The sequence below is a fragment of the Microcoleus sp. genome, assembly GCF_049646505.1.
Classification (GTDB): domain Bacteria; phylum Cyanobacteriota; class Cyanobacteriia; order Cyanobacteriales; family Microcoleaceae; genus Microcoleus.
In genome coordinates, this window is record NZ_JBARVX010000182.1 from 1 (window position 1) to 12377 (window position 12377).

At 48.0% G+C, this 12377-nt stretch carries 6 protein-coding genes; 4 read left to right on the plus strand and 2 right to left on the minus strand.

What is annotated here, in order from left to right; all coding sequences use genetic code 11:
• The first annotated feature begins 202 nt into the window (after positions 1-202).
• The 3 genes from WBA89_RS10050 to WBA89_RS10060 all read left to right on the plus strand — a co-directional run bounded on the left by WBA89_RS10050 (position 203) and on the right by WBA89_RS10060 (position 4914).
• Positions 203-454 (plus strand): hypothetical protein, encoded by a 252-nt coding sequence (locus WBA89_RS10050; protein WP_424406129.1) that lies wholly within the window; start codon positions 203-205, stop codon positions 452-454.
• A gap of 232 nt (positions 455-686) precedes the next feature.
• Positions 687-3932, plus strand: coding sequence for a DNA topoisomerase (ATP-hydrolyzing) subunit B (gene gyrB, locus WBA89_RS10055; RefSeq protein ID WP_424406131.1), 3246 nt, complete (start codon positions 687-689; stop codon positions 3930-3932).
• A 265-nt stretch (positions 3933-4197) separates the two neighbouring features.
• Complete coding sequence (locus tag WBA89_RS10060) at positions 4198-4914, plus strand: heme oxygenase (biliverdin-producing) (RefSeq protein ID WP_424406133.1); 717 nt, start codon at positions 4198-4200, stop codon at positions 4912-4914.
• 1347 nt (positions 4915-6261) lie between these two features.
• Here WBA89_RS10060 and WBA89_RS10065 read toward each other — a convergent pair.
• Together WBA89_RS10065 and mfd are read right to left on the minus strand one after the other, a co-directional pair.
• Entirely contained in the window at positions 6262-7098 is an 837-nt protein-coding gene (locus WBA89_RS10065) for an S-layer homology domain-containing protein (protein ID WP_424406135.1), read from the minus strand.
• A gap of 15 nt (positions 7099-7113) precedes the next feature.
• A complete protein-coding gene (gene mfd / locus WBA89_RS10070) occupies positions 7114-10674 on the minus strand; it encodes a transcription-repair coupling factor (RefSeq protein ID WP_424406137.1) in 3561 nt (1186 codons plus the stop codon).
• Between the two features lie 328 nt (positions 10675-11002).
• On the opposite strand from mfd, the gene WBA89_RS10075 reads away from it, so the two are divergent.
• Positions 11003-12334 (plus strand): hemolysin family protein, encoded by a 1332-nt coding sequence (locus tag WBA89_RS10075; protein WP_424406139.1) that lies wholly within the window; start codon positions 11003-11005, stop codon positions 12332-12334.
• Positions 12335-12377: the final 43 nt, after the last annotated feature.

The window sequence follows — 12377 nt, forward strand, 5'->3', positions numbered from 1 at the left end:
TTTAAGTTCGTGTGTTTTTAGAGCTTAACGTAAAAAGTGCCTTTTTTTTGGATTTTCGGTTAAAATCCCAGGGACTTTTTGGCTCTGATCGGGGAGCGTCCCTGTTCCAAAACTGTCCGAAGTATTGCAGAGTTGCACTTGGGACAGTTCATAAGCTAAAAGTCAAGGTAGGTTAAAAGAATAAAATTATAACACATTTTCCTTGCTATGCAGGACTACCGCCGTTAAATTACCGAATCCCGAGTTTGAAGGCCCGACAAAAAGTCGGCTGGTTAACCCGGAAGTACAAGAAATCGTTAAATCTTTGGTAGAAAAAGAGTTGATGGAATATTTGACAGCCCGCCCGGAAGTTGCAGGGGCGATCGTCCAACGGGCGATCGAGATTCGCGACGCAGTGGCGGCCGCACGCCAAGCGCGGGCATCCCTGCGACGGCAGAATTGCGATAAGAAGTAATTCACAGCAGCCTTCAACCGGGCGATCGCACTTCTCAACCTTCCGGTTAACAGCCCCGCCACCAAATGTTAATAGCTCCCCAAGTAAAACTACTATTCGCCTCCCTCACCCTAATAAATTTCCCTTCAGAAAGCCCTAGCATCGCCTTTAACCGTTTTGTGCTATAATTTTAGGAGTTTTTCCATTTTAGAAGCTTTTGGGGCTTTAGACCTCATTATTGGAGCTATTTTGTATGACCAGCAGCTACAGCGCCGACCAGATTCAAGTTCTCGAAGGTCTCGAAGCAGTCCGCAAACGACCGGGGATGTACATCGGTACAACCGGCCCGCGAGGACTCCACCATCTAGTTTACGAGGTTGTGGACAATTCCATCGATGAGGCGCTGGCTGGCCACTGCACTCACATCGAGGTTGACTTCAACGCCGACGGTTCAGTCAGTGTCACAGATGACGGCCGCGGTATTCCCACCGGCATCGTTGCCAAGACTGGCAAATCGGGAATAGAAACAGTAATGACTGTACTGCACGCCGGCGGTAAATTTGGCGGCGGCGGTTACAAGGTTTCTGGAGGATTGCACGGTGTAGGTATTTCGGTTGTAAACGCGCTTTCGGAGTGGGTAAAGGTTACAGTTTGGCGCGACCAAAAAGAACATTTGCAGCGCTACGAAAGAGGCTTTCCAGTCAGCGAACTTGACGCAAAGCCCAGCAAAGGAAATCGCACCGGTACTTCAGTTTGTTTCCTGCCAGACACTCAGATATTCAGCACTGGCATTGAGTTCGATTACGCTACGGTTTCCGGACGATTGCGAGAATTGGCTTATTTGAATGCGGGCGTGAGAATTACGTTTAGCGATCGGCGTTTGGAATTGCTCAAAAGCAGCGAACCGCGCGTCGAAACCTATTGTTACGAAGGCGGCATCAAGGAATACATCGCCTACATGAACCGCGACAAGCAGCCCCTGCACGAAGAGGTAATCTACGTGCAAGGAGAACGCAACAACGTGCACGTAGAAGTCTCTTTGCAGTGGTGCGTCGATGCTTTTAGTGACAACGTTCTCGGTTTTGCTAACAACATTCGGACGATCGACGGCGGTACGCACTTAGAAGGTTTGAAAGCCGTTTTGACGCGGACGATGAATTCGATCGCCCGCAAGCGCAACAAAATCAAAGAAAACGAACCCAACCTCGCCGGCGAAAACGTCCGCGAAGGTTTGACAGCAGTAATTTCCGTCAAAGTTCCCGATCCAGAATTTGAAGGCCAAACAAAAACCAAACTAGGCAATACAGAAGTTCGGGGAATAGTTGATTCCTTGGTAGGCGAAGTATTGACCGAATATTTAGAATTTCGCCCCCAAGTAGCCGACGCTATTTTGGAAAAAGCAATTCAGGCATTTAAAGCTGCTGAAGCAGCCCGCCGCGCCCGCGACTTAGTCCGCCGCAAATCCGTCTTAGAATCGTCTCCTTTGCCCGGAAAATTAGCGGACTGTAGCTCCAGAGACCCCGCCCTGTCTGAGATATACCTGGTCGAGGGGGATAGTGCTGGGGGCTGTTTTTTTTCATTTCAAGAAATAATATTAGCTGACGGCACTACAAAAACTATCAAAGAGATAGTTGACGAACAAGCAGAAGGTAAAGAACACTTTTGCTACACCATTCGCGAAAGTGGAAACATCGGGTTTGAGCGGATAACTAACGCTCGCATGACTAAAGCAAATGCTGAAGTTGTCAAACTGACATTAGACAATGGCGAGACAATAACTTGTACTCCCGATCATCCGTTCATGTTGCGGGATGGTACCTACAGAGCAGCAGCCATGCTGACACCGGACGATTCGTTAATGCCTCTCAACCGCCAGTTGTCTAAAAAGAAGCCAAATGGGCAGGGGCTTAACGGTTACGAAATGGTTTGGAATCCCAACAGTGACAAGTGGATTTACAGTCATCTGTTATCGGATTTCTACAACCTGAAACATGAGGTTTATCAAGCATCTGACGGCAATCACCGCCACCACGTTGATTTCAACAAGCTCAACAACAATCCGACCAATATTCAGCGGCTGCCCGCTCAGGAACACTTGGCTTTACACCGCGCCAATCTTGAGAAAACATTGCACAGGCCGGATGTCATTGAAAAGAGCCGTCAAGCTCACATGACTGATGAATTTCGGGCGATGATGAAAGAGCGGATGCAGCATCCTGAAACGCGGCAAATTCTGTCGGAACAGGCAAAAGCTCAGTGGGAAGATGAAGAATATAAAGCTTACATGACGAGCAAGTGGCGTGAGTTTTACGATACTAATGAAGCTTATCGCGAGCAAAATAATGAACTGCTCAACCAAGCGCAGCAAGAGTATTGGAGCTCCGAAGAAAACCGTTTGGCTCAGTCGGAACGGGTTCGCAATCATTTTGCTAACAATCCTGAAGCGCGGGAGGCTCATTCGCAATTTGCCAAGGATCAGTGGAAAGATCAGGAATTGTTGGATTGGCGCCGTGAAAAAACTAAGGAACAGTGGACGCCGGAGTTTCGCCGCCAACGCAAAGCTGCTTTGAACGAAACTTACTACCGGAAAACTCTGGAAATGTTGAAGTATGTGGAGTTGCAAAAAGGCTGTATTAATGTAGATTATTACGATGCTTGCCGCCGGACGAAAAAGGATAAGTGTTTGCTGAAGTACCAAACTTTTTGCGATCGCTACTTTGGCGGAGATCAATTGCTGGCTCGCCAAGCTGTTCGCAATTACAACCACCGCGTTGTGTCGATCGAGCATTTGGAGGAACGGTACGATGTTTACGACATCGAAGTGCCTAACAGTCACAACTTTGCATTAGCTGCGGGAGTTTTTGTCCACAACAGTGCGAAACAAGGGCGCGATCGCCAATTCCAAGCAATCCTGCCTTTGCGCGGTAAAATTCTCAACATTGAGAAAACCGACGATGCCAAAATCTACAAAAATAACGAAATTCAATCGTTAATTACCGCCCTAGGTTTGGGCATCAAAGGCGAAGAATTCGATCCCGGTCAATTGCGGTATCACCACATCGTAATTATGACTGACGCTGACGTAGATGGTGCTCACATCCGCACGCTGTTGTTGACTTTCTTCTACCGCTACCAGCGGGCACTTGTAGAACAAGGTTACATCTATATTGCTTGTCCTCCTCTCTACAAAGTGGAACGGGGACGCAATCATTACTACTGTTACAGCGATCGCGAAATGAACAATCTCATCCGCAACGAATTTCCGGCGAATGCTAACTACACCATCCAGCGGTTCAAAGGTTTGGGCGAAATGATGCCGACACAGTTGTGGGATACCACGATGAACCCGGAAACTCGGACGCTGAAACGGGTGGAGATTGAAGATGCTGCTGAGGCCGATCGCATCTTTACGATCTTAATGGGCGATCGAGTCGCCCCCCGCCGCGAATTTATCGAAACCTACGGCCCCAAACTCAATATGCTCGACTTGGACATCTAAATTAGTCATTAGTCATTAGTCATCAGTCATTAGTTATTAGCTAACAGCCAATGACTGACGACTGATGACTAAACTTTTTCGGCCCGCGTGATGCCTTCTGCCGTTTGGGGCGATCGGGCATCACGGCCGTTCGATCGCTCTAGATTTTGTTATAAAAATTAATACAATCTCTCATCAAATCGATATAAGGTAAATACTTAGGTAATTTTTAGATTTTTGGCGAGTCGATCGACCATCACAAAAATAGAAGGTTGGAAAATATAGCATGAGCATCAATTTAGCGACCAAATTGCGTGAGGGAACCAAAAAATCCCACACAATGGCAGAAAACGTCGGTTTTGTCAAGTGTTTTTTAAAAGGCGTTGTAGAAAAAACTTCTTACCGGAAGTTAGTAGGAAACCTCTACTTTGTCTACTCGGCAATCGAAGAGGAAATGGAACGCCAAAAGCAGCATCCGGTTATTTCAAAAATTTACTTTTCTGAATTGAATCGGAAACAAAGCTTAGAGCAAGATTTGTTCTACTACTACGGTGCCAATTGGCGGGAACAAGTAGCTCCCTCAGCAGCAGCTAAAGCCTACGTGCAGCGGATTCACGAAATCTCTGCTACCGCACCGGAACTGTTAGTAGCTCATTCTTACACTCGCTACCTGGGCGACTTGTCCGGCGGACAAATCCTCAAGGGAATTGCTCAGCGCGGGATGAATCTTACTGAGGGAGAAGGCACTGCTTTTTATGAATTCCAGGATATTCCTGATGAAAAAGAGTTTAAGAATAACTACCGTCAGGCAATGAACGAACTGCCGATTGACGAAGCTACAGCAGAGCGAATTGTTGATGAAGCTAATGCAGCTTTTGGCATGAACATGAAAATGTTTATGGAGTTAGAAGGCAATTTGATTAAAGCAGTCGGTCAGATGCTGTTCAATACCCTAACGCGGAAGCGTGGCGCAGGCAATACTGAATTGGCTACTGCTGACTAGGTTAAGGTCTGCGGACAATAATTTTGAACCTCATTTAAGAGGAAAAATTTAAATCCTGGGGGTTTGATGGCTGGTTTCAGAGTCACCAAAGCTCTGGGATTTTGCATAGATACAGATGGCGGTTGAAACCGCGTCTAGACAAAGGAAGTCATATCAATTCCGGTAACACTCCTTATGATATAGAGGAGACGGTTACTAATAATTCCGATGCTACCGGATTTGATATCAGGATGGTGCGCGGACTGAAGAAAATAACGCAATTTTCAACGCCCGCTCTTCAACCCGCTATACAAGCGGGTTTTGTCTGTATAGATGCGGTTTCAACCGCCCGACTTCTTATATTCTCATTGAGCAATGAATAGAATCCGCTAGCCGGTCACGCATCAACAATTTGATTCCCGTCAATTGTCATATCAATTCCGGTGTGCGATTCGTTTAGCCTAAATGGGTAGGTTCTCCTATCCAGGGACGGTTAGCCTAACTCTCAACGGAGTTAGTGATAACTGATTACACTTCGCTCGTGAGGCATTAAGTCAAGTCCCAGTCCGCAGGTGCAGCGGTAAAAGCATATCCCCTATTGTGTTGGGTAGCAACTAACAGGATAAAGCGGGGATAAAAGGCAGAAAGACTCTTAGCCGAATGGAGTAGCTGTCGAGCAAGAACATATGCGTAGCGAAAGCAAAAATGTGTCTGAACCACCGTTATGATAGATGGTCAAACGGCTGATAGACCAAGCCAAAAGGCAAGGATAGGGCATAAGCAATTATCGGATTGACTTACAAGCACTGCCCATAAACGGGCGTGGAAAGCATTACGCTGTCATGTTCAACCAATGTGTAATCGGAACGAAATAAAGCATTCATAGCCCTTAATAACATAAGTAGGTTGCTAGCCGTAAGCTGTGAATGTGAGGGATGGTTGCAGAAGCGAAAGCGGGCGCTGTAATGGCAGAGATATGCTGACAGCGCCGGGTGGTGTAAAAGATAGAGACTCAGTAACCCTTTAAAAGCCTAATGCCACAGAAAAATCTGATGGTGGGATGTAGGGGTAAAAGGAAAACTCTCAAGCGGTATAAATCATCTCTTGATGCGATTGTACTGTATCCATAACCAGGATTACATCATTCAGGAGCCGTGTGCGGTGAAAGTCGCTCTTCCCGGTTTTGTAGGAGAGATGGTAGGGGACACTCTGCCATCGACTCTCTAACTGTATCGGAATGATTTAACCGCAGAGAACGCAGAGGACACAGAGAGAGAAGAAAGATGTATGATTCCGATGCTGACGGAATTGATATCAACTGTCAACTGTCAACTGTCAATTGTCAACTGTCAACTGTCAATTGTCATATTACCTTCCCATACCGCGATTCGGAGGCCCCTCGTCACGGACTGGTAAAGAAGTTGGCCTTACCTGCCGCTCCAAATACTTGCTCAAAGCGTAAGCGATATCCCCGCGAGTCACCGGCTTCAAAGGATTAATTTTATTAGTTCCAATATCAACATTCACAAACCCTTCATAAAGTGCAGTAGCCATAGACTTTCTAGCCCAACTAGGGATTTCCCCTGCATCTGGATACTTAGCTAAAATCTCGGCAACAGTCGCGTCGGGAAACTGAAAAACCCCGTAGGCTTGAGCAAAAATTGCCAAAGCCTCAGCGCGAGTCACCCTTTGATTTGGGAAAAACAGTCCGTCGCGATATCCGCCCATTGTTCCCGTTTTCAAAGCAGTTTGAATCGCACCGTAAGCCCAGTAACTCTTAGCTACGTCCGGCAATTCCACATCTGGTTTCTGAGCTGTTTTCCGCCGTTCCAAACCAAAGGTTTTTACTAAAATAACCGCCAAATCAGCGCGGCTGACAAGGCCCTCAGCATTAAAATTGCCGCTAGCATCTTTATTCATCAATCCAGCACTGACAACCCGATCGATCGGGTCAATACTTTGTTGAGCTTGAACCACCGTTGGCACTCCTTGCGCTAGCACGATCGCAAAAAAAACACACACTAACGTTTTCACTATTTTAATCCTTTGTGCTACGACTGAAGGAAGTTTGGCAACAGATTCGCTCCACGGATTTAATGGATGCAGGGAAGATTCGTCCTGACTCGTACTGACTTGTGCGGCATAGTCGAAGTAGCGTAGCCGAAGTAAGACAAAAGAGGGCAGAGGGAAAATTTTAGGGAGCATAACACCCCTGGAAAATCAAATACTTGCTTCCGGCAAAGCGCCCTGCATTTTACCCAACCAGTCAATCAAATTATCCAACTGCTTTTGAGCAGTCAAAACCGCCATACCTCGAATAGTAACCTTCCCCTTGCTGTAGACAAAACGAGAGCGCAAATGTTCCGGCAAATTAGCTTTTAGCAAATTCCAAGCAGGTTCCTCCATCGGCGTTTCCAAAACAATGTGCTGCTTGTTCTCCGGTTTAATCCGAGAAAAACCGATTTGCTTGGCGATTTGTTTGAGTTCGACAATGCGGATCAGTTGCTCGGCCGGCAGAGGAATGGGCCCGTAACGATCGCACCAATCGGCCCGAATTTGCTGCAAATCTGCTGGAGTATTAGCAGAAGCCACAGAGCGGTAAGCGCCCATCTTTTGATCCAAATCCCCGATATAATCAGCAGGAATAAACGCCGTCAAACTGAGGTCGATTTGTGTATCCTCAACCTTCGGAATTTCCTGACCTTTAATTTCGCGAATTGCCTCCTCTAACATTTCAGCATACAAATCAAAACCGATCGCCTCCATTTGACCGGACTGTTCCGTACCCAAAACATCACCAGAGCCCCGAATTTCCATATCTCGGACAGCCAACTGATAGCCCGAACCCAACTGCGCGAACTCTTGAATAGCGCGCAGCCGCTGCCTTGCAGCATCCGAAAGCTTATTCTGCTTCGGATAAAACAGCCAAGCGTGAGCTTGAATCCCCGCGCGCCCCACCCGTCCCCGCAACTGGTACAACTGGCCCAAACCAAACCGCTGCGCGTCTTCAATCAAAATAGTATTGACGCGGGGAATATCCAAACCCGATTCAATAATCGTCGTGCACACCAAAATATCGAACTGAGCGGCGCTGAAAGTCAGCATGATTGATTCTAGTTCCGAAGCATCCATTTGACCGTGGGCGATCGCAATTCTCGCCCCCGGAACCATTGTTTGCAACGTATCCGCCAACTCATCAATCCCCTCAATCCGGGGCACGACATAAAAAACCTGACCGCCCCTGTCCAACTCTTGACGAATAGCAGTCCGCACAACTTCCAAATCGTAGGGCGCTAAATGAGTTTGAATCGGGCGGCGGCTTGGCGGCGGAGTCGCAATCAAACTCATCTCCCGAATCCCCGACAGCGACATATACAAAGTCCGGGGAATCGGAGTCGCAGTCAGAGTCAGCACATCTACTTCTGTTTTGAGAGCTTTAATTGCTTCCTTTTGCTTCACCCCAAACCGCTGTTCTTCGTCCACCACCAACAGGCCCAAATCGCGAAATTTAATCGCCTTGCTCAAAACAGCTTGAGTGCCGACAATCACGTCTAACTCCCCAGTGGCCAAGCGTTTATGAATTTCCCGGCGCTCGGTTTCAGTGCGGAAGCGATTGAGCAAACCAACTTGGATCGGATAAGGCGAAAAACGCTCTGAGAGGGTGTGATAGTGCTGTTGGGTCAAAATTGTCGTCGGCGCGAGCATTGCCACCTGCTTGCCCGCTGTAACCGCCTTAAAAATAGCTCTGAGAGCGACTTCCGTCTTGCCAAAACCGACATCGCCGCAGACGAGACGATCCATCGGTCGATCGCCCTCCATGTCACGTTTCACATCAAAAGTAGCCTTCAACTGATCCGGCGTTGGCTGGTACGGAAAAGAATCCTCCAACTCTTGCTGCCAAGGCATATCGGGAGGAAAAGCATAACCTTGTTGTTTAGCTCTTTTAGCGTAAAGATTCAGCAAATCCACTGCCAATTTCTTAACAGCTTTGCGAACTTTTGTCTTAGTTTTTTCCCAAGTTTGACCTGTCAGCTTGTTGAGATCCGGCGCTTTCTCGCCAACAGTCCGAAACCTCGACAGCGCGCCCAACTGGTCTGCAGCGACTCTGAGAGTACCGTCAGCGTATTGCAGCACCAAATATTCGCGAGTTTCGCGATCGACCGTCAAGCGTTCCAACTTGAGAAACTTGCCAACTCCGTGCTGGCGGTGCACCACAAAATCCCCCGGACTCAGCTTGTGCGGGTCAACCTTTTTAGAAGCAGCGCGGCGGCGCTTGCGGACATAGCTAAAAGTCGCCAGAGAATGCTGGCCGTAGAATTCGCGATCGGTAATTAAAACAATCCGAAAAGTCGGCAGGATAAACCCTTCCAATTCAGCCAGCCCGTTGTATTTCAAAGCTACGGGAACGTGCTGCAACTGCAATTTGTCGATCGCCAAAAAGTCGCGCGGATTCACCACAAACTGAGCCGGACAGTCGTGTTCCGACAGCAGAGCAACAGAGCGGCTCGGTTGAGCCGAAACCAGAAACACCGTAAAACCCCGATCGCGCTCTTCCCGGAGCATTTGAGAGAGTTTAGCAAATTGGTGAGGCATCACCGGCACAGGCCTGCCGGCCAAATTAATCGGAGGCGATAGCTGCTCGCCCCCTGCGGAATTTTTAATTTTTTGAGTAGCAGAATCTTCTGCTAATTCTGAAACTTCTAACCTGTAAAAAACAGCGACATCCGCCATTGATTCAGCAAAACTGCGGTGAATTTTGGGAACTTTCAAATTAGCAATTGGCAATCTTTCTGTTTCGCCACCGGCTGCTTCTGATTCCCGATTGCAACTTTCCCACTGTTGCTGTGCGTTCTCGAACCAGCGGTCGCTGTGAGCTTCGCACCCCGCAGGTTCGTCAACCACAACTAAGGTATTTTCCGGCAAATAATCCAACAAAGATGCGGGTTTCTCGAAGGCTAAACCCAACAGCCTGCGGACAAATTTTTCAGATTCATTTTCTGTGTCAGCCGAGCCTAATTTGTTAATTTTGTCAAGCGTTTTTTCGACTAAAACTGCTTTAATAATTGTGTTAAAATTCGTAGGAGTTAAAACTAATCGATCGACCTTATCGAGCGATCGCTGCGAAGACGGATCGAACTCCCGCAGTTGTTCCAAATTATCCCCGAACCATTCGAGCCGCACCGGCAACTCCGCCGCCACAGGAAACACATCGACAATATCGCCCCGGCGGCTCCACTGGCCCTCAGTTTCTACCAAATTCACGCGATCGTATCCCATCGAGGCCAGTTGGCGGTCAAGTATCTTGGAGTCTTGAACTTCGCCTCGCTTCAGCGTCAGACAGTAGGGTTCAAAAGCACTTCGAGGTGGCAAATGAGGCTGCAGGGATCTTTCTGTGGCGACAATGGCGATCGGCTTCGACTGATTGGCGGTTTTTTCTTGCTTGTCCACCAAATCCGCCAGCACCTGCATTTGTCCCCAGGTCATTTCGTTCTCGTCGGAGTAAGATAGCTCGTAGGGCGAAGCTTCGGAAGTCGGGTAAAAATGTACGGTTTGCCAGCCCATCGCTTCTAGAGAGGCCACCCAGCGCCCTGCTTCTTCGAGAGTTGCTGTCACAACCAACAGGTTTCGCCCTTCTTCCTGGGCGAGGGCGGAAGCTACCAAACCTTTAGGTAAGCGGGCTAAACCTGCCAGTTGCAAGCAGTGATGCCGTTTGAGCTTGTTGAGAAGTTCTGTTGCTAGGGGCGATCGCCCCAAGGTACGAATTATCGAAGAGAAAGTCATGGGCTGTTAATTTTAATCCCCGATGGGCGAAGGCTCTTCACGGCTGCCTACTAAGTTCGATTGTACGACAAACATCTATCATTGTGTCGATCGGCTGTTGGCAGTGCCACTCAACTACAGGTAGATTTCTGCTAGAGGCTTTTTATAAAAATCTCGAACTTGCGATCGCAGCAAGCCAGTTCCGTTAATCTAGGGACAGGTCGATCGCCAAATCGAGATTGTCGATCTAGATTGACACAGAGTCCAGATTGTGGATTCAATTCAATCTAAAATCTAAAATCGACTAACCCGGCAGTGTGCTTCGCCTTTACCACCGATAATTTGAGAAATGTCCCCAAGTATAGACCTTCTGATTGTTCTCCTGCTGGTTTTCCTCAATGGCGTGTTTGTGATGTCAGAGATGGCCATCATCTCAGTACGGAAGGTGAGACTGCAACAGATGGCCAACCAGGGTTCGCTCAATGCCCGCGTAGCGCTGGATCTGGCTAATGCCCCCAATCAGTTCTTGCCGACTGTTCAAATCGGGATTACGCTGCTGGCTATCCTGTCCGGCGCTTTCGGAGAAACGACCATTTCTAAAAGGGTAGAGCCTCTGTTGCGCTTGATTCCGGCAATGGCCCCCTACTCAGGGGCGATCGCCTCAGTCATCGCAATTTTAACCATAACTTATCTCACCATAATTATTGGCGAACTCGTGCCGAAGCGGCTGGCCCTCAACAACCCTGAGCCGATCGCCTCCAGTGTCGCTATTCCCATGCGAATGCTCTCAAAAATTGGCGCTCCCGCCGTTTATGTCTTAAGTTCTTCCACTGACTTAATCTTGCGGATCATGGGGATTGTGCCTTCAACAGAACCGCAAGTTACAGAGGAAGAAATTAAAGTTTTAATCGAGCAAGGTACCGAGGCCGGAACCTTTGAAGAAGCCGAACAAGACATGGTAGAAAGAGTCTTTCGTTTGGGCGATCGGCGAGTCAGCGCCTTAATGACTCCGCGACCCGATCTTACTTGGCTCGACCTCGACGACTCAGTAGAAGAAAACCGCCAAAAAATGCTCGGCAGCGGTCATTCTCGGTTTCCTGTTTGTCAGGGCGGACTCGATAATGTTGTCGGTTTAGTACACGTTACCGATATGCTGTCTCGCACTTTGACCGGTCAACCCCTCGATTTAAGTGCTTCTTTACGCAGGCCTTTATTTGTGCCGGAAAGTACGCGCGGTTTAAAAGTATTAGAGCTTTTCAAGCAATCTAGCAATCAAATTGCCTTAGTGGTTGACGAATACGGCGTTATTCAAGGATTGGTGACAGTTAACGACATTTTAGTCGAACTCGTTGGCGACTTTCCTTCAATAGAAGATGCGGACGAACCCCAAGCAGTTCAGCGCGAGGACGGTTCTTGGCTGTTAGACGGAATGCTGGCGGTAGAAGATTTTTTTGAAATGTTTGGTCTCGAAGAACTATCTATAGAAAATAGGGGAAGTTACCACACAATGGGCGGTTTTGTGATTACAAATTTGGGCAAAATTCCGACAGCAGCCGAGCATTTTGAGTGGAACGGTTTGCGCGTCGAAGTAGTCGATATGGACGGGAACCGAGTTGATAAGATATTGGTAATGCCGATCGACTCCGCGGGCGATCGAGCTAAAACCGAAACAAAAACCTAAAAACTCATGATTGTTGACTGTTGACTGTTGACTGTTGACTGTT